The sequence below is a fragment of the Thermaerobacter litoralis genome (assembly GCF_054654595.1).
In genome coordinates this window covers 286,055-308,906 of sequence record NZ_BAAIES010000004.1, presented here as the reverse complement: position 1 = coordinate 308,906, position 22,852 = coordinate 286,055, and the positions used below count along the sequence as shown (strand labels likewise).

The 22,852-nt window shown below is 74.8% G+C and carries 18 protein-coding genes and 1 tRNA gene; all 19 read left to right on the top strand.

Going from position 1 to position 22,852, the window contains the following annotated elements:
- The first annotated feature begins 16 nt into the window (after nt 1-16).
- Complete coding sequence (gene tgt, locus ACYQ02_RS03105; RefSeq protein ID WP_460038969.1) at nt 17-1,192, top strand: tRNA guanosine(34) transglycosylase Tgt; 1,176 nt, start codon at nt 17-19, stop codon at nt 1,190-1,192.
- 240 nt (nt 1,193-1,432) lie between these two features.
- A complete protein-coding gene (yajC, locus tag ACYQ02_RS03100; RefSeq protein WP_460038968.1) occupies nt 1,433-1,714 on the top strand; it encodes a preprotein translocase subunit YajC in 282 nt (93 codons plus the stop codon).
- Nucleotides 1,715-2,004: 290 nt separating this feature from the next.
- Entirely contained in the window at nt 2,005-3,408 is a 1,404-nt protein-coding gene (locus tag ACYQ02_RS03095) for a Glu/Leu/Phe/Val family dehydrogenase (protein ID WP_460038967.1), read from the top strand.
- 324 nt (nt 3,409-3,732) lie between these two features.
- Nucleotides 3,733-5,277, top strand: coding sequence for an acyl-CoA carboxylase subunit beta (locus ACYQ02_RS03090; RefSeq protein ID WP_460039039.1), 1,545 nt, complete (start codon nt 3,733-3,735; stop codon nt 5,275-5,277).
- Between the two features lie 258 nt (nt 5,278-5,535).
- On the top strand, nt 5,536-6,024 hold the full coding sequence (locus ACYQ02_RS03085; protein WP_460038966.1) for a hypothetical protein: 489 nt from the start codon (nt 5,536-5,538) through the stop codon (nt 6,022-6,024).
- Entirely contained in the window at nt 6,021-6,893 is an 873-nt protein-coding gene (locus tag ACYQ02_RS03080; RefSeq protein WP_460038965.1) for an acyl-CoA carboxylase biotin carboxyl carrier protein subunit, read from the top strand. The genes ACYQ02_RS03085 and ACYQ02_RS03080 overlap by 4 nt, the downstream gene beginning before the upstream one ends.
- Nucleotides 6,894-6,903: 10 nt before the next feature.
- Entirely contained in the window at nt 6,904-7,551 is a 648-nt protein-coding gene (locus tag ACYQ02_RS03075; RefSeq protein WP_460038964.1) for a 5-formyltetrahydrofolate cyclo-ligase, read from the top strand.
- 458 nt (nt 7,552-8,009) lie between these two features.
- Nucleotides 8,010-8,085 (top strand) — tRNA-Ala (locus ACYQ02_RS03070).
- A 351-nt stretch (nt 8,086-8,436) separates the two neighbouring features.
- The gene (gene mraZ, locus ACYQ02_RS03065; RefSeq protein WP_460038963.1) at nt 8,437-8,868 is read left to right on the top strand and encodes a division/cell wall cluster transcriptional repressor MraZ; all 432 of its coding nucleotides are present in this window, start codon (nt 8,437-8,439) and stop codon (nt 8,866-8,868) included.
- A gap of 105 nt (nt 8,869-8,973) precedes the next feature.
- The gene (gene rsmH / locus ACYQ02_RS03060; protein ID WP_460038962.1) at nt 8,974-10,236 is read left to right on the top strand and encodes a 16S rRNA (cytosine(1402)-N(4))-methyltransferase RsmH; all 1,263 of its coding nucleotides are present in this window, start codon (nt 8,974-8,976) and stop codon (nt 10,234-10,236) included.
- Between the two features lie 160 nt (nt 10,237-10,396).
- A complete protein-coding gene (locus tag ACYQ02_RS03055; RefSeq protein WP_460038961.1) occupies nt 10,397-10,909 on the top strand; it encodes a septum formation initiator in 513 nt (170 codons plus the stop codon).
- Between the two features lie 252 nt (nt 10,910-11,161).
- Complete coding sequence (locus ACYQ02_RS03050; RefSeq protein ID WP_460038960.1) at nt 11,162-13,318, top strand: penicillin-binding transpeptidase domain-containing protein; 2,157 nt, start codon at nt 11,162-11,164, stop codon at nt 13,316-13,318.
- Nucleotides 13,319-13,640: 322 nt separating this feature from the next.
- On the top strand, nt 13,641-15,164 hold the full coding sequence (locus ACYQ02_RS03045; RefSeq protein ID WP_460038959.1) for a UDP-N-acetylmuramoyl-L-alanyl-D-glutamate--2,6-diaminopimelate ligase: 1,524 nt from the start codon (nt 13,641-13,643) through the stop codon (nt 15,162-15,164).
- Between the two features lie 4 nt (nt 15,165-15,168).
- Nucleotides 15,169-16,584: a UDP-N-acetylmuramoyl-tripeptide--D-alanyl-D-alanine ligase gene (locus tag ACYQ02_RS03040; RefSeq protein WP_460038958.1), complete on the top strand. Its 1,416-nt coding sequence runs from the start codon at nt 15,169-15,171 to the stop codon at nt 16,582-16,584.
- A 45-nt stretch (nt 16,585-16,629) separates the two neighbouring features.
- Nucleotides 16,630-17,625 carry a phospho-N-acetylmuramoyl-pentapeptide-transferase gene (gene mraY / locus ACYQ02_RS03035; protein WP_460038957.1) on the top strand — a complete coding sequence of 332 codons (996 nt, stop codon included), beginning with the start codon at nt 16,630-16,632 and terminating at the stop codon, nt 17,623-17,625.
- Nucleotides 17,622-18,779: a putative lipid II flippase FtsW gene (gene ftsW / locus ACYQ02_RS03030; RefSeq protein ID WP_460038956.1), complete on the top strand. Its 1,158-nt coding sequence runs from the start codon at nt 17,622-17,624 to the stop codon at nt 18,777-18,779. Before mraY ends, ftsW begins: the two co-directional genes overlap by 4 nt.
- A 44-nt stretch (nt 18,780-18,823) precedes the next feature.
- Nucleotides 18,824-19,963 carry an undecaprenyldiphospho-muramoylpentapeptide beta-N-acetylglucosaminyltransferase gene (gene murG, locus ACYQ02_RS03025; RefSeq protein ID WP_460038955.1) on the top strand — a complete coding sequence of 380 codons (1,140 nt, stop codon included), beginning with the start codon at nt 18,824-18,826 and terminating at the stop codon, nt 19,961-19,963.
- 386 nt (nt 19,964-20,349) lie between these two features.
- Complete coding sequence (gene murB, locus ACYQ02_RS03020) at nt 20,350-21,450, top strand: UDP-N-acetylmuramate dehydrogenase (protein ID WP_460038954.1); 1,101 nt, start codon at nt 20,350-20,352, stop codon at nt 21,448-21,450.
- A gap of 138 nt (nt 21,451-21,588) precedes the next feature.
- Nucleotides 21,589-22,632: a cell division protein FtsQ/DivIB gene (locus tag ACYQ02_RS03015; protein ID WP_460038953.1), complete on the top strand. Its 1,044-nt coding sequence runs from the start codon at nt 21,589-21,591 to the stop codon at nt 22,630-22,632.
- Nucleotides 22,633-22,852 lie beyond the last annotated feature (220 nt).

The following is a 22,852-nucleotide window of genomic DNA, read 5'->3' as shown; positions in this document are numbered from 1 at the left end:
GGGAGGCGAGGGATCCTTGGGGCGCTGGGACGGCTGGTTCACCGTCGAGCACCAGGAGGCGCACAGCGGCGCCCGCACGGGCCGGCTGGTCACACCCCACGGCGTCGTGGAAACACCGGTCTTCATGCCGGTGGGCACCCAGGCGGCGGTGAAGACCCTGAGTCCCGATGAGCTGCGGGCGGTGGGCGCCCAGATCATCCTGAGCAACACCTACCACCTGTACCTGCGGCCCGGCGCCGGCGTGGTGGCGGCGGCCGGCGGCCTCCACCGCTTCATGGCCTGGGACCGGCCGATCCTGACCGACAGCGGCGGCTTCCAGGTCTTCAGCCTGGCCTCCCTGCGCCAGGTGACGGCCGACGGCGTCCGCTTCCGCTCCCACCTGGACGGCTCGGAGCACTTCTTCACCCCCGAGCTGTCCCTGGCGGTGCAGCGGGACCTGGGGGCGGACATCATCATGTGCTTCGACGAGTGCCTGGCCTACCCCGCCCGCCGGGAGGAGGTGGAGGCCAGCGTGGAGCGGACGACCCGCTGGGCCCGCCGCTGCCACCGCGCCTGGCAGGAGGAGGGGCGGCCGGAGGAACAGGCCCTGTTCGGCATCGTCCAGGGCGGGGCCTTCCCCGACCTGCGGCGGCGCTCGGCGGAGGCCCTGGTGGAGCTGGACTTCCCCGGCTACGCCGTGGGGGGCCTCAGCGTGGGGGAGCCGCCGGGGGTCACGGTGGCGGTGCTGGAGGCCACCGTGCCCCACCTGCCCGCCGGCCGGCCACGGTACCTGATGGGCGTGGGGACGCCCGACCTGATCCTGGAGGCGGTGTGGCGCGGCATCGACATGATGGACTGCGTCCTGCCGACCCGGATGGCCCGCCACGGCACGGTCTACACCTCCCAGGGCAAGCTGACCGTGCGCAACGCGGCCTTCGCCCGGGACTTCGGCCCGCTGGATCCGGCCTGCGACTGCTACGCCTGCCGCCACTTCTCGCGGGCTTACATCCGCCACCTGCTCAAGGTCAACGAGACCCTGGGCATGCGGCTGACGACGATCCACAACCTGCGCTACCTGCACCGCTTCATGGAGCGGTTGCGCCAGGCCGTGCGGGAGGACCGCCTGCCCGAGTTCCGGGCGGACTTCTACCGCGGCGAGGGCGCGGCTTTGGGGTTCCGCGCGCCCGATCCCGAACCGCTGCCGACGGCCTGAGGGCCGGCGCCCCGTGGATCCCCGGACCGGGGGCGGACGAACCGGCCGGCGGCGGCTGGCCTGGACCTCCGGCGGCCGGGGCGGCACCGGGGGCGCCGGGACCGCGCCGCGGGCGGTCGGGACCGCATCTGGGGGGCTGCGCAGGGCCTTAGGCCCCGATGGCGGGCGGGGCAGGACCTGCCCGCGGGCCAGCGAAGCCGTGTAGGGTACACTCTCCTTGGTGGAAGGCGAGGTGGCGCCGTGCCGGAACAGGGGAATGCCCTGCTGTCGAACCTGTTGATCTTCGCCGTCTTCTTCGGCTTGATGTGGTTCATGCTCATCCGGCCCCAGCAACAGCAGCAGAAGAGGCGCCGGGAGATGCTGGCCCGGCTCAAGGCCGGGGACAAGGTCGTCACCATCGGCGGCATCTTCGGCACCCTGACCAAGGTGGAGGAGGACACCGTGCGGCTGCGCATCGCCGACAAGGTGGAGATCCGCCTGAGCCGCGACGCGGTGGCCCGGGTGCTGGGGCAGGACGACTAGGCGAGGACGACCAGGCGAGAGGGGAACCGGGCGGAGCGCCTTCCGGGCGGTCGTGCGCCGCCGGGCGGCCGGCCGGCCCGGGATGGGCTGGAGGCATCCGGGGAAACCGGAGGGGCCTGCCGCAGCCGTCATCGGCGGAAGGGGGCCTCGACATGGGAACGAAGGATGGGCGAGGGCCGGCGGGACAGGGCGATCGCCCCCGCCGGCCAGATTCGGCCTTGCCGCCCACCGGCACGGGATCGCCGTTGCCGGCGGGGCCGGCTCAAGGCCCGGGAGCGGTGGATCCGGCCATGGAGGTGGCGGCGCCCCTGGCGCCGCCCGTGCCCGCACCCCCCGTGCCGGCGCCGGCCGGCTCGCCGCCGGAGGGCGGGCGTGCCGGGGACGGGGCTATCCTCGAAGGCGAAAAGGTGGAGACTGCCGCCGACCTGCCCAACCCCTACGAGGTGGCGAAGCAGGAGATCGCCCGCGCCTGCGAGGCCCTGGGCCTCGACCCGGCGGTCTACCGGATCCTGGCCCGCCCGCTGCGGTTCATCGAGGTGGCGATCCCCGTCCGCATGGACGACGGGCGCACGGAGGTCTTCGTGGGCTACCGGTCCCAGCACAACGACGCCCTGGGGCCGACCAAGGGCGGGATCCGGTTCCACCCCCAGGTCACCCCGGACGAGGTCAAGGCCTTGTCCATGTGGATGACCCTGAAGTGCGCCCTCCTGGAGATCCCCTTCGGGGGCGGCAAGGGCGGCGTGGTCTGCGACCCCAAGCGCATGTCGGCCCGGGAATTGGAGGGGTTGAGCCGGGGCTACATCCAGGCCATGGCCCAGGTCATGGGGGAGGAAAAGGACATCCCCGCCCCCGACGTCTACACCACCGCCCAGGTGATGGCCTGGATCGCCGACGAGTTCAGCCAGATCCGGCAGCAGAACGCCTTCGGCATCGTCACCGGCAAGCCGCTGGTGATCGGCGGGTCGCTGGGCCGCCACGAGGCCACGGCCCGGGGGGCGGTGACCGTGGTGCGGGAGGCGGCGCGGGCCATCGGCCTCGACATCCGCCACGCCACGGTGGCCATCCAGGGCTACGGCAACGCCGGCAGCATCGCCCACCGGCTGCTCTACGAGATGGGCGTGCGGGTCATCGCGGTCAGCGACTCGGGCGGGGCGATCCTGAACGAGGGCGGGCTCGACCCGCGGGAGGTCCAGGCCCACAAGGACGCCACGGGCAGCGTGGCGGGCTTCCCCGGCGCCCAGGCCATCACCAACGCCGACTTGCTCACCCTGCCGTGTGATATCCTTTTGCCGGCTGCCCTGGAAAACCAGATCACCGCAGCCAATGCCGGCCGGGTCCAGGCCCGGGTGGTGGGCGAGGTGGCCAACGGCCCCACCACGCCGGAGGCCCACCGGATCCTGGTTGAACGGGGCGTGGTGGTGCTGCCCGACATCCTGACCAACGCGGGCGGCGTCACCGTCAGTTACTTCGAGTGGGTCCAGAACCAGTGCCACTGGTACTGGTCGGAGGAGGAGGTCAACCGGCGCCTGGAGGAGCGGATGGTGGGCGCCTTCCGCCGGGTCTGGGAGGCGGCGCAGCGGCTGGACACCCGCGACCTGCGGCTGGCGGCCTATACGGTGGCGGTGGGCCGGGTCACCGAGGCCATGCGGGTCCGGGGCTGGATCCACCGCACCGACAGCAGCTTCCGCTCCTGAGCGGGGCCGCCGGCGACCGGGGCCCGCGGGCCCGGCCCCTGGACCCCACGGATCGAGAAACCGGAGGACCGCGGCGACATGACCGACATCGGCAAGGACCAGCAGGACGAACAGGCCGCCCGTGCCGGCGGCCCGCGCCCCGAGGGCGAGAGCCGGCGGCGGCGGGCCCGCCGCGCCGGGGCGGAGGGGCCGGCGGGGGCTGCCGAGGCGGCGGCTGCCCGCGATCCGGAAGGCGCCGGCGGGGCCGGCGGGACGGGTGGCGGCACGCCCGGCACGCTGGAGCCGGTGCGTCCCGAACCTGGGGCCGCCGGCGGCCCGGGCACCATGGCCGAGAAGGTGGCGGCCCTGCAGGCGCGGCGCCGCCAGCTGGAGCAGGGCGGTGGGCCCCAGCGCATCGCCCAGCAGCACGCCAAGGGCAAGCTCACCGCCCGGGAGCGCCTGGCCCTGCTGCTGGACCCCGGCAGCTTTCAGGAGCTGGACCTGTTCGTCCAGCACCGGGCCCGGGAGTTCGGCATGGAGGGCAAGGAGGCGCCGGGCGACGGGGTCGTCACGGGGTTCGGGCGCATCGACGGCCGGCTGGTGTACGTCTTCGCCCAGGACTTCACCGTGATCGGCGGCACCCTGGGAGAGATGCACGCCGCCAAGATCGTCAAGGTGATGGACCTGGCCCTCAAGGCCGGGGCGCCCCTCATCGGCATCAACGACTCAGGCGGCGCCCGCATCCAGGAGGGCGTGGCGTCCCTGGACGGTTTCGCCCGCATCTTCGCCCGCAACACCTGGGCGTCGGGGGTCATCCCCCAGATCTCCGTCATCATGGGCCCCTGCGCCGGGGGCGCCGTCTACTCGCCGGCCATCACCGACTTCGTCTTCATGGTCGAGGGCACCAGCCAGATGTTCATCACCGGCCCCGACGTGATCAAGACGGTGACGGGCGAGGAGATCAGCTTCGAGGAGCTGGGCGGCGCCGCCACCCACACGACCCGCAGCGGCGTGGCCCATTTCTACGCCCCCAACGAGCGGGAGTGCCTGGGGATGATCCGGCGGCTCCTCGGCTACCTGCCCGCCAACAACCTGGAGGACCCGCCCTACCTGGACACGGGGGACCCCGCTGAGCGGCCGGCGCCGGAGCTGGAGGAGGCGGTGCCCACCGACCCCAACAAGCCGTACGACGTGCGGCGGGTGATCGAGGCCCTGGTCGACCGGGGCACCTTCTTCGAGGTGCACCAGCGGTTTGCCCAGAGCGCCGTGGTGGGCTTCGCCCGCCTGGCCGGCCGGGTGGTGGGGGTGGTGGCCAACCAGCCGCGGGTGCTGGCCGGTTGCCTGGACATCGACTCCTCCGACAAGATCGCCCGGTTCGTCCGCTTCTGCGACGCCTTCAACATCCCCCTGATCACCCTGGTCGACACGCCGGGCTACCTGCCGGGCCGGGCCCAAGAGCACGGCGGGATCATCCGTCACGGGGCCAAGGTCCTCTACGCCTACGCGGAGGCGACGGTGCCCAAGGTGTCGGTGGTCCTGCGCAAGGCTTACGGCGGCGCCTACATCGCCATGTGCTGCCGGGGCCTGGGGGCCGACTACGCCTTCGCCTGGCCAACGGCGGAGATCGCGGTGATGGGGCCGGAGGGGGCGTGCAACATCGTCTTCCGGAAGGAGATCGCCGAGGCGGAGGATCCGGCCGCCATGCGGGCGGCCAAGGTGCGCGAGTACCGCGAGGTCTTCGCCAGCCCCTACGCGGCGGCGTCCCGCGGCTACGTGGACGACGTGATCGAGCCCGCGGCCACCCGGGCGCGGCTGGCCGCGGCCCTGGAGAGCCTGGCGGGCAAGCGGGAACAGCGCCCGGCCCGCAAGCACGGCAACATCCCCCTGTGAGGTGGACCCGGCGGCCCGTCGCCCCCGGGTCCCGGCGGCGACGGGCCCCGGCGGGAGCTGGAGCGGGCGGCACCGGGGCCCTGGGCCGCGGGCGCCCGCGCCCGGGGCCGCAGCGCCGCCGGCCGGGTGCCTGCCCGCGGGTGCCGCCCGGCCGGTGGCCTCTGGGCCGCGGTTGGCCCCCGGGCATCGGGGGCCAACGGGGGCGGGTGGAGCGGGGATACCGGGCTGAACCGGGTGGCCCGCGAAGGAGGGTGTGGGGTGATCCCACCGGCGGTGGTGGCGGCCATCGTGGCGGCCGTCGAGGCAGAAGCGGGACAAGGGGTCCGGGTGCGGTGGATCCGGCCCCTGGGGCCGGCCGGAACGGCTCTGGCGCCGGGGGCTGCCGGCCCCGGCTGGCTGCCGGGGGCGGCGGGGAGGGCCTTCCTGCTGGGCGCGGCGGGCGCCGCCGGCGGGAGCCGGTTCTTGCTGGAGGCGGAGGCGGCCCTGGCGGCGGGAGCCCCGGCGTGGCCACGCCCCTGGGCATTGGCCGGGCGGCAGGAATTGATGGCGGGGGCTGCCGCCTTGCTGGCTCGTTCCCGGCCCCCGGCCGGCCCGCCGGCGGCGGGACCGGCCGGGCAAGCCGGCCGGGTCCCGGAGGTGGGACTGGCCGGGCAAGCCGGCCGGGGCCCGGAGGCGGGACGGCGGCAGGGCGGCGGGCGCCTGGACGGCCAGCCGGCGGGCCGCGACGACGGGAGGACGCGAGGATGAAGCGGTATCGGGTGACGGTCAACGGATGGGTCTTCGACGTGTGGGTCGAACCGGTGGACGGGCCGGCGGCCGCGCCGCCGGCCCCCGGCACGGCGGGGACTGGCGTCTGGGCGGCGGCCTTCCCGGGCGCGGCCGGGCCGCTGGCCGCTGGGGGGCCGATGGGCCTGCCGGCGGCGGGCTGGCCCTACGGGGTGCCGGCCTGGCCGTGGGGGCCCGGCGCCGCCGGGGGGTGGGGCCTGTACCCGGAGGCGGCGGGTCCTGGGGCCGGCCCGGTGCCGGCCGGGGCGGCCGGCGCTGCTCCCGGACCTGCCGGGGGCCTGGGGGCCGGCGCTGCGCAGGGGCCCGGTGCGGGCCTGGGGGCCGCAGCCTCTCACGGGGCCGGGGCGGGGGTCACCCCGGCCCCGGGCCCGGCGGGCGCCTGGCCGGCCGGTGGAGCGGGCGGCGCAGCAGGGCCGGAGGGGGCGGCGGCCCGGCCCGCGGGTGCGGCGCCCGGCGGCGCCGCACCCGCGGGCGAGGCCCCCGCGGCCGCAGCCGGGGCCGGCGCCCCGGCTGCGGCCGCGCAGGCGAGGGGCGGCACCGCCCCGGGGGGCGGTGCCGCCCCGGCGGAGGCCGGCGCCGGAGCCGAGCGCAACGGCGCCGCGGGCAAGGGCACGCCCGTGACGGCGCCCTTGCCGGGCCTGCTTTTGGACGTGCGGGTTCGTCCCGGGGATCGGGTCGAGGCCGGGCAAGTGGTGGCCATCCTGGAGGCCATGAAGATGGAGAACGAGCTGGCCGCGCCCTGCGCCGGCCGGGTGACGGCCGTGCCCCACACCAAGGGCCAGACCCTGAACCAGGGCGACGCCGTGGCCTGGATCGACCCCGAGGGGTAGGCGCGGCGCCATGGCGGCGGCCGGCGGGGATGAGAAGGCGGCCTTGCGCCGCCGTCTGCGCGAGGCGTGGCGGGCCTGGCCCGCGGGGGACCGCCGGCGGGCGTCCGACCTCATCTGTGCCCGGCTGCAAGGGGTGGTGACCGGCGGGTTGCCCCCGCGATCCCCGGCCGGGGCCGCGGGCGGCGACGCCCCTCGACGTCCCGCCGTCACGGCTCTCATGCTGTACGCGCCCCTGGCGACGGAGGTCGACGTGACCCCCCTGCTCCCCTGGGCCCGGCGCCAGGGGCTGGTGGTCCTCCTGCCGCGGGTCGACCCCGTTCGCCAGGCCATGGAGGCGCGGGTGGTGGAGAGCTGGGACGACACCGTCCCCGGGCCCTGGGGCCTGCGCCAGCCCCATGAGGGCTGCCCCGCGTATCCCGTCGACGCCGGCACGCTGGTGGTGGTGCCGGGACTCGCCTTCGATCGCCAGGGCTGGCGCCTGGGCCGCGGCGGCGGGTACTACGATCGCTTCCTCGAGCGCCATCCGGCGGCCTGGCGCGCCGGCGTGGCGCCTGCGGCCATGGTGCTGGCGGCCGTCCCCCGCGATGCCCTGGACCGGCGCATGGACCTGGTGGTCACCGATGCGGAGGTCCTGGGGCCCTGGTGGGGGCTGCGGTAGCGCCGCTTGGCCCCGCGGCGCGCTGCTTGCGCCGGACCCCGCGCCGGGGACGACCTGGAGCGGTGGCCCGGGCGCCGGGCATTGATCTTGGGGTCCTGGTCCGCTGCGCGATCCCGCAGCCCTGGGCCGCCGCGCAACGATCCCGTCCCCCTGGTCGCCCCCGTCGCCCCGGCCGCCCCGCCGAGGCGGCCGGCCCGCTTACCGCGGGCCGCCGCGCGCCGCAAGGGCCAACGCCGCCCGGCGGCTGCCGCATGCCCGGCGCCGCGGCCGGGCGACCCGCGGTGATGCGGTCCGATCGGCCCGATCAGCGCCCGCCGAAAGTTGCGGTAGGTGCTGGTGAGGGAACAGCGAAGGAGAGGCCTCAGCCGGTTGTCCCAAACGGGCCAGCCGATCAGCGCCCGCGGTAGCGCCTGCGGTTGACGCCTCCGGTGACCGCCTGTAGAATGAGGGTTGTCGGCGGGGCGGTAGCTCAGTTGGGAGAGCGCTGCGTTCGCATCGCAGAGGTCGTGGGTTCGAGTCCCATCCGCTCCACCAGCATGCCGGGCGGGGCGCGCTGCAAAAGAGGCAGCGCGCCCCGCCTTTTTTCGACAAGGCGACCGCGCGGCGAAAGGCGCCGGGTCCACCAACCCGGCGCCTTTCGCCATCTTCCGGCCCCTTTGGCGAAGCCCGGCGGTTGCCGCCGCCGCCATCCGTCGGCAGCCGTCAAAAAATTGGGACCTTGCCGGGCAGGAGTTGTCCCCGGTGCCCCGAATAAACGGGACCAAGTGGTTCAGAGTGGGGTAAAGTGGGGGACAGTGGGGAGCCGGCCCGGCCGGCCCAGGGCGTCCCCGCGGCCCGCCGGCAGCGGTCCGCCCGGTGGCTCTACCCGAAGCGAGGCGCGCAGGCATGCTGATCGGCGAGTACCGCCATGCCGTCGATGACAAGGGGCGCCTGTTCGTCCCCGCCCGGCTGCGGGACGAGCTGGGTGAGCCCCTGGTCATCACCCGCGGTCTCGACCAGTGCCTGTTCGTCTTCCCGCCAGCGGAGTGGAGCAGCCTGGAGGCCAAGCTGCGGGCGCTGCCCCTGGCCCAGTCCAGCGCCCGGGCCTTCGTCCGGATGCTGCTGTCGGGGGCCAGCGAGTGCGTGCCGGACAAGCAGGGCCGGATCCTCCTGCCCCAGACCCTGCGGGAGTACGCCGGCATCGACCGCGAGGCCGTCCTCATCGGCGTGGGCAACCGGGTGGAGATCTGGGCCGCCGAGCGGTGGACACGCTACGTGGAAGAAGCGTCGGAGGCCTACTCCCAGATCGCCGAGCAGATCGTCGACCTGGGGATCTGAGCCAGGGGCCGGCGGGCGCCGGTGGCCATCAGCCGCCGCCGGCCGCCGGGCCGGTGGCGATCGGACGCCCCGGCTGCGACCAGAAGAGGCAAGGGAGCCGAGGAGATGGGGAAGGGAACCGGCTGCGACCTGGATGGCCATCGGGACGCGGGGTCCCCACCGGCCGGGGATCCCGGCCGCGGCATGGCGCCCGGGCCCCGCGCGGCGGTGGCCCCCGAGCGGGCGGCTGCCGCGGCTTCCAAGCCCGTCGCACGCCCCAGCCGCACCGCGGCACCGGTGGACGGCGCCGAGGCCCGCCCGGTCGCCGGCGCGGCCGAGCCTGGGGCAGGGCAGGATCGCCACCCGGAGCCCGGGGCCGGCGGGGAGCCTGAATGGGCGTCCACGCCGCCAGCGCCGGAGCCTTGGCCCCACATCCCCGTGCTCCTGGAGGCGGTCCTGGCCTACCTGGCGCCCCAGCGGGGCGGGCGGTTCGTCGACGGGACCGTGGGGGCGGGCGGTCACGCTGCCGCCATCCTGGAGGCGGCCGGCCCGGCCGGCCAGCTGCTGGGGATCGACCGGGACCCCCGGGCCCTGGAACTGGCGCGGGCCCGGCTGGCCCCCTACGGCGAGCGGGTTCGTCTGGTGCGGGGCGACTTCCGGGACCTGGACCGGCACCTGGCCGCGGCGGGGTGGGAGGCGGTGGACGGGATCCTCCTCGACCTGGGGGTCTCGTCCATGCAGCTGGACGACCCGGCCCGGGGCTTCAGCTACCAGGTGGAGGCGCCGCTGGACATGCGCATGGACCCGAGCCAGCGGGTGACGGCGGCGGACCTGGTCAACACGGCCAGCCGTGACCAGCTGGCCCGGTGGATCGCCGACTACGGCGAAGAGCGCTGGGCCGGCCGCATCGCCGACTTCATCGTCGCCGCGCGGCGCCGCCGGCCGATCACCACCACCACCCAGCTGGTGGAGGTGATCAAGGACGCCATCCCCGCCCGGGCCCGGCGGCGGGGCGGCCATCCCGCCCGCCGGACCTTCCAGGCCCTGCGGATCGCCGTCAATCGCGAGCTCGACGGCCTGCAAGGGTTCCTGGAGGAAGCGGCCCGGCGGCTGCGGCCGGGCGGGCGGCTGGTGGTCATTAGCTTCCATTCCCTGGAGGACCGGGCGGTCAAGGCCGCTTTTCGCAGCCTGGCCTCCCGGCGGGGGGACGCGGGGGCCGGAGGTCCGGACGACGAGGGGCAGCCGGGCTACCGGGTCCTCACCCGGCGGCCGGTGGTCCCCGGGGAGGAGGAAACCCGGCGGAACCCCCGGGCCCGCAGCGCCAAGCTCCGCGCCCTGGAGCGGGCGGGCCCGGAGCCGGTGGGCAGCGAGCCCGAGCGGCTGCCGTAGCCCGGCCGGGCCGGACCCGCACGGGGCAAGGCCAGCGTGCTCAGGGTGGCGGCGCGACACCGTCGCGACATAGAGCAGAGCGGGGGCGAATAGCACTATGGTACGAGCCGGAAATGCCGCGGTGGCACCGCGTTGGCGAGGGGAGACGACGGCACCCTGGGTGGAACCGGGCTGGGGCCCGGCGGAGGCCCAGCGGCCGGTCCGGCGGTACAAGATCCGGCGGCGGCTGCGCTTGCGGCCGGAGGCGCGCCTGGTGGCCACCGTGGGTGTCCTCTTCCTGCTGGCTGTGGTGGTCATCAGCCGGTACGCCCTGCTCTATGAGCTGAACCGGGCCATCCTCCAGCGCCAGCAGGAGGTGGCGCAGCTCCAGCGGGCCACGGAGCACATGGCCATCGAGGTGGCGAGCCTGGATTCCCTGGACCGGCTGGAACAGGCCGCACGGCAACGGGGTTACGAAGAACCCCAGGCGGTGCGAGCCGTCCGCGTGCCCGCCGCCGGCCGGGCGGCCGCTGCAAACGGCACGCCCGCCACGGCCCCGGGCGCCGTGGCGCCGGCTCAAGCGGGGCAGGAACCCATGCGGGAGGCGGTGGTGAACCTGCCGCCCGCCGCGCCGGAGCGCCCCGGAACCGGCGGTTGGGTCGCCGCCCTCTGGCACCGCTGGTTCGGCAGCTGACGGGGCGGGGCCTCTCCTTCGACGTTCGACGGCGGTCGCGGTCGCCTCCCGGGACCGGTGACCTCCCGGGCGCCCAACAGGCACCAGAGCGCCGGATCGCTTCGGGTTCGACCCGCATCGGGAGCCGATTCGGTTCGAGCGAAAGCGAAAAAGCGAATTGGTTTTGCCCGTGGAAGCCGTCATTTGGGCTGATTTGCGGTCATTTGCGGTCGACCCGGCAAAGCGGGTTCGGGAAGCAGGAGGCGGTGGTGGATGGGCCGGACGGCGCCAGGCTTTCCGGCCGTTCGTATGCCCGGCATCGGCATGCGGCGGCGGATCCTTCTGGTCTTTCTCGTGTTCACCCTGGCGCTGGCGGTGCTGGCCGGCCGGCTGGTCACCATCCAGGTGGTGCGGGGCGAGGCCCTGCGGCAGAAGGCCCTGGACATGCGGCTCTGGCAGGTTCCTGTCCAGGCGCGGCGGGGCGACATCGTCGACCGCAACGGCCGGCCCCTGGCCACCAGCACCGACGTGGACACCGTCTACGTGGCGCCGGCCGAGCTGCAGGAGGCGGCCCGCAAGGGCCAGGTGGACATCGAGCAGGCGGCCCGGGATCTGGCCCGGGTCCTGCACATGGACCCCGAGGACGTCTACGAGCGCCTGACGGTGCCCCACGCCTTCTGGTACATCAAGCGCCGGGTCAGTGACGCCGAATCCCGCGCCGTCCGCCAGCTGGACATCCCCGGCGTGCACATCACCCAGGAGGCCCGCCGGTTCTACCCCAAGGGCGAACTGGCCGCCCACGTGCTGGGCTTCGCCGGCGTCGACAACCAGGGCCTGGAGGGAATCGAGGCCTATTACGACGACAAGCTGGCCGGCAAGGACGGCTACATCGCCACCGAGTACGACGCCCTGGGCCGCCCCATCCGCCTGCCCACGGTGCAGGCCCGGTACGTGCGGCCGACCCCGGGGCTGACGCTGCGCCTGACCATCGACGAGACGATCCAGTACATCGCCGAGCGGGAGCTGGAACGGGCGGTGATCCAGCACGGGGCCAAGGGCGGGATCATCGTGGTGATGGACCCGCGCACCGGGGGCATCCTGGCCCTGGCCTCCCGGCCTACCTACGACCCCAACCGCTTCGCCGACTTCCCGCGCCAGAACTGGCGGATCAAGCCGGTGGCCGACGCCTTCCCGCCGGGGTCGATCTTCAAGATCATCACCGGCTCGGCGGCGGTGGACGCGGGCAAGGTGACCCCCGACACCATCGTCGACGACCCCGGCTTCCTCACGGTGGGCGGCGAGACCATCTCCAACTGGAACCAGGCGGGCCTGGGGTCCGTGCCCTTCCGGGAGGGGTTCGCCCACTCCTCCAACGTGGTGTTCGGCAAGATGGCCCTGGCCCTGGGCAAGCCCCTGTTCTACCAGTACCTGGACCGGTTCCACATCGGCCAGCTGACGGGGATCGACCTGCCCGGTGAGGCGACGGGCATCGTGCCGCCCATGGACCAGGCGACGCCCCTGGACCTGGCGATCATGGGCTTCGGCCAGACCCTGACGACCACGCCGATCCAGATGGCCGCCGCCGTGGCGGCCGTGGCCAACGACGGCGTGTGGCAGACCCCGCACCTGGCCCAGGCCTGGCTCGACCCCGAGGGCCGGGTGGTGGAGGAGGTCCAGCCCGCCGAGCGGCGCCAGGTGATCAAGCCCGAGACGGCCCGGACCATCCGCGAGCTCATGCGCGGGGTGGTCGAACAGGGCACCGGCAGCCGGGCCAGGATCCCCGGCTACGACGTGGGCGGCAAGACGGGCACGGCCAACAAGGTGGAAGGGGGCCGGGTCGTCCAGAAGTACATCGGCTCCTTCGCGGGCCTGGTGCCCGTGGCCGAGCCCCGCCTGGCCATCGTCGTCTCCATCGACGAGCCGTCGGGGATCTACTACGGCGGTTACGTGGCGGCCCCGGTCTTCCAGGCGGTGGCGCGGGACGTGTTGCGGTACCTGGGCGTACCCCCCACCCGGGAGGAGCGGGTCGACCCGCGCCGCCTGCGCCAGGTGCCCAGTTTGATGAACCTGACCCGCCAGGAGGCCCGGGAGCGGGCCCAGGCGGCCGGCTTCGAGGTCACCTTCGAGGGGAACGGGCCGCGGGTGGTGGGCCAGTTCCCGGCGGCGGGGGCGCAATTGGAACAGGGTAGCACGATCATCCTCTATACCGAGGCGGCCTACCGCCAGGATGAGGAAGGCCGGGTGACGGTGCCCGACCTGGGCGGCCTGAGCTATGCCGACGCGGCGGAGCGGCTGGCCGCAGCGGGCCTTCAGATGGAGGCCCGCGGCGACCGGGACGGCGTGGTGGCCGGGCAGCGGCCGGCGGCCGGATCCCGGGTGCCCATCGGCTCCAAGGTGACGGTGATCCTGCGGAAGCCGGCGGCGCCGTAGGGGCCGGCGGCCCGGCCGGCGGTAGGCCGCCCGGGGGCGCCGGGACCGGGCGTGGGACAGCGCCGCCCCGAGCACTGGCCCAGGGGTGGGACAGCGCCGCCGCGACGGGTACCGGCTCCGGGCCTGGGACAGCGCCGCCGCGACGGGCGCCGGAACCGCCGGGGCGCGGGGGTGTCAGGGGCTGGGCGAGTTGCTATACTTCGGTGCGGCACCGGCGGCCCCGGCCGCCCCAGCGATGGTCGCGGCGCCGGTGCCGCCGGTTCGTCCGGGGGCAATGCCGCAGGGTTCCGGGGGCAAAACCGCAGGGTAAGGAGACGGGCCCATGGTGAAGCTCAAGGACTTGATCGCCGTCTTGCCCGACAAGACCGTGACGGGCCCCGCCGACCGGGTCGTGGCGGGGATCACCTACGACTCCCGGCGGGTGGAACCCGGCTTCCTGTTCGTCGCCATCCGCGGGCTGCGCTACGACGGCCACTCCTTCATCGACGAGGCGGTGGCCCGCGGCGCCGCGGCGGTGGTGGGGGAGCGGGCGCTGGCCCTGGAGGGCGTGCCCTACGTCCAGGTGCCCTCCAGCCGGCTGGCCCTCGGGCTCCTGGCCGCGGCCTTCTACGGCCACCCCAGCAGCCGCCTGGTGCTGGTCGGCGTGACGGGCACCAACGGCAAGACGACCACCACCCACCTGATCCGCTGGGTGCTGGAGGCGGGCGGCCACCCGACAGGGCTGATCGGCACGGTCCACAACATCATCGGCGGCCGTTCCCTGCCGGTGGAACGGACGACCCCGGAGGCGGCGGACCTGCAGCGGCTGCTGGCCGCCATGCGGGACGAGGGGATGACCCACGTGGTGATGGAGGTCTCGTCCCATGCCCTGTCGCTGCAGCGGGTGGCCGGCTGCGCCTTCGACATCGGGGTCTTCACCAACCTCACCCAGGACCACCTGGACTTCCACGCCTCCATGGAAGACTACGCCGCGGCCAAGGCCCGGCTCTTCGCCCGGCTCGGGCGCAACGAGGTCCCCGGTACGACCAAGCCGGGGCCCAAGGCGGCGGTGATCAACGCCGACGACCCCTGGGGCCGGTTCATGGCGGACCGCAGCAGCGCGCCGGTGATCACCTACGGCCTGCGCGAGCGGGCGGACATCACCGCCCGGGAGGTGGAGGTGGGCCCCGGGGGGATCCGGTTCGTCCTGGTCAGCGGGCAGGGGGAGGTGCCGGTGCGCCTGCGGCTGACGGGCCGGTTCAACGTCTACAACGCCCTGGCGGCGGCGGGGGCCGGCCTGGCCCTGGGACTCGATCCCGGCACGGTGGCGCGGGGCCTGGAGAGCCTGCCGGCGGTGCCCGGGCGGCTGGAGCGCATCGACCGCGGCCAGCCCTTCGCCGTCATCGTCGACTATGCCCACACGCCCGACGGGCTGGAGAACGTCCTCAAGGGCGTGCGGGAGCTGGCGGGGCAGGGGCGGGTGATCTGCGTCTTCGGCTGCGGCGGCGACCGGGATCGGGGCAAGCGGCCCCAGATGGGGGCCATCAGCGCCCGCCTGGCGGACTACACGGTGCTGACCTCCGACAACCCGCGCAGCGAAGACCCGGAGGCGATCCTGGACGACATCGAGGCCGGCGTCCGGCAGGTGCCGGGGGCCGCCTACGAGCGGGTGACCGAGCGGGCTGCCGCCATTCGCCGGGCCCTGGAGCTGGCCCGGCCGGGTGACGTGGTGCTGATCGCGGGCAAGGGGCACGAGGACTACCAGATCTTCGCCGACCGCACGATCCACTTCGACGACCGGGAGGTGGCGGCCGAGGCCCTGGCCGCCATGGGCTACGGTGGTGGAACCGGCGAGCCGAGGGGGTGAGGGCATGCGACTGGCCATGGCCGATGTGGCGGCGGCCACCGGGGGCCAGCTGGTCGCCGGTGACGGCGGGGTGACGGTGGAAGGGGGGGCCGTCGACAGCCGCCGGGTGGCGGCGGGGAACCTGTTCTTCGCCCTGCCCGGCCAGCGGGTGGACGGCCACCGGTTCGTGGCCGCTGCCCTGGGCGCGGGCGCCCGGGGCGCCGTCATCGCCCGGCCCCTGGCCGAGGTCCTGCCCGAAGGCGCGCCGCCCGGTACGGCCGTGGTGGAGGTGGCCGACACCCGCCAGGCCCTGGCCGACCTGGCCCGGTGGGTCCGGCGCCGGCGGCCCGACCTGCGGGTGGTGGGGATCACGGGCAGCGTGGGCAAGACCACCACCAAGGAGATGGCGGCGGCCGTGCTGGAACAGCGGTTCGCCGTGCTCAAGACGGCCGGCAACTACAACACCGACATCGGCCTGCCCCTGACCCTGCTGGACCTGGAGGAGCGGCACCAGGTGGCCGTGCTGGAGATGGCCATGCGGGGTCTGGGCGAGATCGCCCGGCTGGCCTCCATCGCCGAGCCCGACGTCGGCGTGGTGACGGTGGTGGCCGAGTCCCACCTGGAGTTCCTGGGCAGCCTGGAGCGGGTGGCCCAGGCCAAGGGCGAGCTGGTCGAGGCCCTGCCCCCGGAGGGCATCGCCATCCTCAACGCCGACGATCCCCGGGTCCGGGCCATGGCCGCCAGGACCCGGGCCCGGGTGTTGACCTTCGGCACCGGCTCCGACGCCGAGGTGCGGGCGGTGGCGGTGGAGAGCCGGGGCGCGGGAACCCGGTTCCGGCTTGAGCTGCCGGGGGGCGACGGGGCGCCGGTGGAACTGGCGCTGCCGGGGCCGGCGGCGGTGACCTGTGCCCTGGCGGCGGCGGCGGTGGGGGCGGCGCTGGGCCTGGACGCGGCCACCATCGCGGCGGGCCTGGGCCGGGCGCGGCCGGCGGCCATGCGCAACGAGATCCGCCAGGCCGGTTCCTGGACCCTCTACATCGATTGTTATAACGCGTCACCCACCTCGACGGCGGCGGCGCTCAAGGCCTTGCGCCAGGTGGCCGGGTCGCGCCGGGCCGTGGCGATCCTGGGGGACATGTTCGAACTGGGGGACTGGGCGGTGGAGGGGCACCGCCAGACTGGCCAGGCGGCCGCGGGCACCGCCGACGTGCTCCTGGCCGTGGGGCAATGGTCGCCGGCCATGGTGGAGGGCTGGCGCCAGGCCGGGGGTGCGGCCGCCGCGGCGGCGGCCTATCCCGACAAGGCGGCGCTGCTGGCCGAGCTGGACCGGTGGCTGGAGCCCGGGGACGCCATCCTCATCAAGGGTTCCCGGGGCATGGCAATGGAAGAGGTGGTCGACGCCCTGCTGGCACGGGCGGCGTCCGCCGGTTCCACCGGGTGACGGCCGGGCCGCGGGAAGGTTGCGACGGAAAGGAACGGGCCCTCGATGGCGATGGATCTCTGGCCGGTGCCGGTGCTGGCCCGGCTTGGCCTCGCGGCGGTGCTGGCGGCGGGGATGGCCCTGGTCCTGGGGCCGGTGGTGATCCCCTGGCTGGAGCGGTTGCGGTTCGGCCAGACGGTGCGGGAACAGGGGCCGGCGCGGCACCGGGTGAAGCAGGGCACCCCCACCATGGGGGGCCTGATCTTCCTGGTGCCCGCCCTGCTGGTGACGGGCTGGCTCGCGCCGCCCACCCGGGCCGCGGTCCTGATCCTGGGCGTGACCCTGGCCTTCGGCGCCCTGGGGCTGGTGGACGACTACGTCAAGGTGGCCATGCGCCGCTCCCTGGGCCTGCGGGCCCGGGCCAAGCTGGTCTGGCAGGTGGCGGCGGCGGCGCTCTTCGCCTATCTGGCCCAGGCCTGGTTGGGGCGGGGCACGGCGGTGTGGGTGCCCTTTGGCACGGGCTGGTGGGACCTGGGGATCTGGTACTACCCCTTGGCGGTTCTGGCCGTGGTGGCCAGTGCCAACGCGGTCAACGAGACCGACGGCCTGGATGGCCTGGCGGCGGGGTCGACGCTGATCGCCCTGTCGGTCTTCTTTTACGCCGCCGCCCGCGGGGGACGGTATGAGCTGGCGGTCTTCATCGTATCCTTGGGCGCGGCCCTGGCCGGGTTCCTGTGGTTCAACCTCCATCCGGCCCGGGTGTTCATGGGCGACACGGGGTCGCTGGCCCTGGGCGCCGCCCTGGGAGGCCTGGCCGTCTTGACGGGGACGGAGCTGGTGCTGCCGGTGGCGGGGATGCTGTTCGTCCTGGAGACCCTGTCGGTGATCGTCCAGGTGGCCAGCTTCCGCCTGACGGGCCGGCGCGTGCTGCGGATGAGCCCCCTGCACCACCACTTCGAGCTCAGCGGCTGGACCGAGTCCCAGGTGGTGTACCGCTTCTGGGCGGCCGGCCTGGGGTTTGCCCTGGCGGGCTTCCTTGCCCTGGGAGGGTATCCGGGATGAGCACGGTCACCGGCACCGGCCCCCGGCCGGGGGCCCGCTGGGGGGCGCCGGCGACGTCCGCCACCAGCCGGGCCCGGGAGATGGACCGGACGATCTTCGCCGTCACGGTGATCCTCCTGGCCCTGGGCATCGCCATGGTGTTCAGCGCCAGCTTCGCCAAGGCCATCGACGACGCCGGCGACCCGTTCTATTTCCTGAAGCGCCAGCTGCTGTGGGCCCTCATCGGGGTCCCGGTGATGTGGGTCTTCTCCCACATCGAGTACCCCATGTGGCGGCAGTTCGCCCGGCCGGCCCTCTACAGCACCTTGCTCTTCCTGGTCGCGGTGCTGCTGGTGGGCGCCGCCCGTGGCGGCGCGGAGCGCTGGATCGACTTCGGGTTCTTCAGCTTCCAGCCCTCGGAATGGGCCAAATTCGGTTTGTGTATCTTCTTCGCAGACTACTTCGCCCGGATCGGGCCGAAGGTCCAGGACTTCTGGCGGGGTCTGGGGCCGTGGCTGCTGGTGGTGGGACTGGTGGCGGGCCTGATCATGCTCCAGCCCGACCTGGGCACCACCCTGGCCATCGGCGGCATGGCCGTCCTGATGGCCTTCCTGGCCGGGGCGCGCCTGGGGCACCTGCTGGGGCTGGCGGCGGCGGCGATCCCCCTGTTGATCGTGGCGGTGACCCAGTCGGAGTACCGGTGGAAGCGGATCACCGCCTTCATCGACCCGTGGGCCGATCCCCAGGGGACCGGCTATCACCTGATCCAGGGCCTGCTGGCCCTGGGCTCGGGCGGCTGGTTCGGCCTGGGCTTCGGCCTGAGCCGGCAGAAGATCTGGTACCTGCCCGAGCAGCATACCGACTTCATCTTCGCCGTGGTGGGGGAGGAACTGGGCCTGCTGGGCACCCTGACGGTGCTGGCCCTTTACGCGGTGCTGATCTGGCGCGGCTACCGCACGGCGGCCACGGCGCCCGACGTCTTCGGGGCCTTGCTGGCGGCCGGCATCACCTCGATCATCGCCATCCAGGTGGTGGTGAACATCGGGGTGGTGACCGCCACCTTGCCCATCACCGGGATCACCCTGCCGCTTCTCAGCTACGGCGGCTCCTCGCTGGTGGTCACCCTGGCGGCCATCGGCATCCTGATCAACATTTCCCGGCATTGCCCGCAGTAGACCGGTCACCGGTCGGGACACCCGGGGGAGTGGGGGAGGCAGGCTTGCGCGTCCTTTTGACAGGGGGAGGAACGGGCGGCCACATCTACCCGGCGCTGGCCATCGCCGTCGAGCTCAAGCGGCGGGTGCCGGGCTGCGAGATGCTCTATGTCGGCACCCGGGAGGGGCTGGAGAGCCGGATCGTTCCCCGGGCGGGCCTGCCCTTCGCCACCATCAGCGCCCGCGGCCTCATGCGCAAGAGCCCGCGGGAGCTGGTGGCGGGGATTCTGGCCCTGAGCCGCGGGCTGATCCAGGCCGACCGCATCGTCGCCCGCTTCCGCCCTGACGTGGTGGTGGGGACAGGGGGCTACGTGGCGGCGCCGGTGGCCCTGGCCGCCGTGCGCCGGCGGGTGCCGGTGGTGATCCAGGAGCAGAACGCGGTGCCCGGCGCGACGAACCGGCTGCTGGCCCGGTGGGCCCAGGCGGTATGCGTGCCCTTCGCGGAGGCGGCCCGGTTCTTCCCCGAGGGTGCCCGGGTGGTGGTGACCGGCAACCCCGTCCGCCCCGAGATCGTGGCGGCCCGGCGCGAAGAGGCCCGGGCTCGCCTGGGGCTGGACGGCACCGAGCCCGTGGTCCTGGTGACGGGGGGCAGCCGCGGCGCCGAACGGGTCAACCGCGCAGCCCTGGAGCTGGCCGTCGCCGTGGCGGGCTGGGCGCGGGGCGTGCTGTTGTGGGCGTCGGGGGAGCGGTACCATGGGGAGATGGCCGCCGGCCTCGCCCGGCGCCTGGCCGAGGTGGGCTGCGACCCCGGGCCCCGGGTGCGGCTCTTCCCCTACATCGACGACATGCCGACGGCCTACGCGGCCGCCGACCTGTACATCGGCCGGGCCGGTGCCACGACCCTGGCCGAGATCACGGCCCGCGGCCTGCCGGCCGTCCTGGTGCCGTCTCCCCACGTGGCCCACCACGAGCAGGACGCCAACGCCCGGGTGCTGGAGCGGGCCGGGGCGGCGGTGGTGATCCCCGATGAGGAGCTCACCGGGACCCGGCTGGTGGAGGTGGTGGCGGGCCTCCTGGCGGCGCCAGAACGGCTGGCCGCCATGGCCCGGGCCAGCCGGGAGCTGGGCCGGCCGGGGGCCACGGCCGCCATCGTCGACCGGGTGCTGGCGGCGGCGGGGGTGCCGGTGGTCGTCGAGGGGCACTAGGGGTCCGGCCAGAGCCGCTGTCGTGCCGATCGGAAAGCTCCGGCCCCGTCGTCCAGGGGCGGTAGGGGGTCCGGCCGCCGGCGACGTCCCGGCGACGCTGCGCCAAGGCCCTGGCGGCGTCCCGGTAAGGCGAGGTCCCGGCGATGCCCCGGCGCCGCTCTGGCCATGTCCCGGGGACGACCCGGCCAGGTCCTCGCCAACCCGCGGCGGCGTGCGGGCGGGGCGACATCCCGGCGAGGCTTCGCCGATGTCCCGGCGCCGTCCCGGCCGGGCGAGGCCGGGGGACGGGGTCCGGGTCCCACGGGGCCGCGACTCGCGCCGGGTGGAGGGGAAGGCGCCGGCAGGTCGGCACGCCACCGGCGACTAAAACGTACACAAAGGACGAAATGGCTGAAGGGTCGGAAGACGACGGGGCGGAAGGCGACGACGCGTTAGCCGGGACGGGACGGGCTGGGCCGGCGGGCCGGGCGCAGCGCCGGCCGGTGGACCGCCCCGCCCGCGGGACCGGGTCGATGGCGGGGTCGATGCAGGTGGACCGGGACATGATGGCGCGGGAGCTACGGGATCTCGTCCGAGGTTCGGTGCGGGTCGCCGAGCCCCTGGCCCGTTACACCACCTTCCGCATTGGCGGCCCCGCCGAACTGTTCGTCGAACCGGCGGAAGAGGACGACCTCGCCCGCGTCCTGACCTGGGCGGAGGCACGGGGCCTGCCCGTCACCCTACTGGGCGGCGGCAGCAACGTGCTGGTGCCCGACGAGGGCTTGCCCGGGGTGGTGGTCCGGGTCGGCCTGGACGGCATCCAGTGGGAGCCGCCCGGCGCCGACGGCCGCCGGGGCGTGGTGGTGGGCGCCGGCACCGTCCTGGCCCGGCTGGTCCACGAGGCGGCCCGGCGCGGGTGCCGGGGACTAGAGCCCTGCGCCGGCATCCCCGGCACCGTGGGCGGGGCCCTGGTGATGAACGCGGGAACCCGTTACGGCAGCATCGGCCAGGTGGTCGACTGGGTCCGGGTGGTGGAACCCGGCGGCCGGCTGGTCCGCTGGTCCCGGGAGGCGTGCGGCTTCGCCTACCGGACCAGCCGCATGCAGCAGGAGGGGGTGCCCGTGGTGGCGGCGCGCCTGGTGCTCGAGCCCGGCGATCCCCAGACGATTCTGGCCGAGATCCGGCGCCATACCGCCTACCGGCAGCGGACCCAGCCCCTGCGCTACCCCAACTGCGGCAGCGTGTTCAAGAACCCGCCTGGCGACGCCTCGGGGCGGCTGATCGAGGCCTGCGGCCTGAAAGGCCTGCGCCAGGGCCAGGCCCAGATCAGCGAGCAGCACGCCAACTTCATCATCAACCTGGGGGGCGCCCGGGCGGAAGACGTCCTGGCGCTGATGAGCACCGCCTGGCGCTGCGTGCGGGACCGGTTCGGCATCGCCCTGGAACCCGAGGTGCGGCTGCTGGGTTCCCTGGCCCGCCGGTGGCCGCCGGACGCCCCGGCGACCTAGGCGTCCGGCAATCTGGGCGTGAACGGGTCCGGGCGGGTCGCGGGGCGCCGCACGCGCCCTCTGGCAGCGACGATGCCGGTGCGTCCCCCCGGTGGGGGCGGGTTGGTTTGATGCGGTGGTGAACGGGGGCGGCTGGGCGTGCTCGAGCGAGGGACAAGCCTCTGGGCGATGGAGGTGCGCCGGCGCCACCTGCGGGTGCGCCGGGTGGCCCTGGCCGCCGTGGTGGCGGCGGTCCTGGTGGGCTTTTACCTGTTCATGCGCTCCCCTTACTTCGCCCTCGACCACCTGCGCATCCGGGGTTACCAGCGGCTCGATCCCGCGACCGTCCGCGACTGGGCCGGCATCCCCGCCGGCACCTCCATCTGGCAGGTGGACCCGGGTGCCGTGGCCCGGCGGCTGGAGGCCCACCCCCGGGTGGCGGGTGCCGTGGTGCGCCGGGAATGGCCGCGGGGGCTCTTGATCGAGCTGCAGGAACGCCCCACCGCCGCCCTGCTGGTCGAACCGGCCGCCGGCCGGTGGGCCGAGCTGGATGCCCAGGGGCGGATCCTGGCCGTGGCGCAGGGCGCACCGGCCGCCGGCCTGGAGGGCGTGCCCGAGATCCGCTGGGCGGCTTCGGTCCGCGACCGGAAGGTCCTGGACGAACTGGCCACCGCCGGCCTGGGGGACGCCGCCGGGCCGGCCGCGGGGGCCGGCGCCGGCGGCCGGAGGGCAGCGACCGGAGCCGGTGGGCGGGCTGGGGAGGCGGCGCCCGGCGTCCCGGCCGGGGGGACCGGGTCCGGCGATCCGGCCCAGGCGGCCGCGACGGGTGATCCGGCCGTGGGGGCCCAGGAGGCCGCGCCGGGCGCCCTCCGCTTCGCCTGGGAACCGGGCCGGTTCGTCCCCGAACCCCTGGCCCGGGCGGCCGGGGTGGCGGCCGTCATCGCCGGCGCCGGGCTGCCCGATCCACCCCGGCGCCTGGTGGTCGGCGACGGGCCGTCGCTGGTGATCGGCCTGGCCAGCGGGGTCCCCGTGCACTGGGGATTGCTGGACGGCAGCGTGGAGGGCAAGGTGCGGGCCCTGGCCGCCGCCCTGGTGGCGGCCGGGGAGGGGACGGGCCGGCCCGCCTACATCGACGTGACCGACCCGGACCGGCCCGTTCTCGGACCCCCGGGGGCCGAGACGGGAGCGCCGGGGGCGCGCTGAGCCGGCCCGACCGGCGGCGGGCCGGCGCCGGGAAAGGGGCGCCGGGCCGGCAGGGAACAGGCCCGGCGCGTGGAACTCAAGCTAGAAGTTTGTCCAGCAAGCAAAAGCGGATGACGAACCAGTCAAGGCAGCAGACGAACCAGCCAAGGCCAAAAAAGACGAACCAGCGAACGCCGTCGCGAGCAACGGCCAACAACCTCGCGAGCGACGCCGAAGAATG

Excerpts from the sequence above, each read along its gene's own strand:
- mraZ (WP_460038963.1), top strand. The coding sequence starts at position 8,437 with ATGCTGATCGGCGAGTACCGCCATGCCGTCGATGACAAGGGGCGCCTG.
- ACYQ02_RS03045 (WP_460038959.1), top strand. The coding sequence starts at position 13,641 with ATGGTGAAGCTCAAGGACTTGATCGCCGTCTTGCCCGACAAGACCGTG.
- ACYQ02_RS03095 (WP_460038967.1), top strand. The coding sequence starts at position 2,005 with ATGGAGGTGGCGGCGCCCCTGGCGCCGCCCGTGCCCGCACCCCCCGTG.
- ACYQ02_RS03040 (WP_460038958.1), top strand. The coding sequence starts at position 15,169 with ATGCGACTGGCCATGGCCGATGTGGCGGCGGCCACCGGGGGCCAGCTG.
- murB (WP_460038954.1), top strand. The coding sequence starts at position 20,350 with ATGGCTGAAGGGTCGGAAGACGACGGGGCGGAAGGCGACGACGCGTTA.
- rsmH (WP_460038962.1), top strand. The coding sequence starts at position 8,974 with ATGGGGAAGGGAACCGGCTGCGACCTGGATGGCCATCGGGACGCGGGG.
- ftsW (WP_460038956.1), top strand. The coding sequence starts at position 17,622 with ATGAGCACGGTCACCGGCACCGGCCCCCGGCCGGGGGCCCGCTGGGGG.
- ACYQ02_RS03050 (WP_460038960.1), top strand. The coding sequence starts at position 11,162 with ATGGGCCGGACGGCGCCAGGCTTTCCGGCCGTTCGTATGCCCGGCATC.
- ACYQ02_RS03075 (WP_460038964.1), top strand. The coding sequence starts at position 6,904 with ATGGCGGCGGCCGGCGGGGATGAGAAGGCGGCCTTGCGCCGCCGTCTG.
- ACYQ02_RS03090 (WP_460039039.1), top strand. The coding sequence starts at position 3,733 with ATGGCCGAGAAGGTGGCGGCCCTGCAGGCGCGGCGCCGCCAGCTGGAG.
- ACYQ02_RS03080 (WP_460038965.1), top strand. The coding sequence starts at position 6,021 with ATGAAGCGGTATCGGGTGACGGTCAACGGATGGGTCTTCGACGTGTGG.
- mraY (WP_460038957.1), top strand. The coding sequence starts at position 16,630 with ATGGCGATGGATCTCTGGCCGGTGCCGGTGCTGGCCCGGCTTGGCCTC.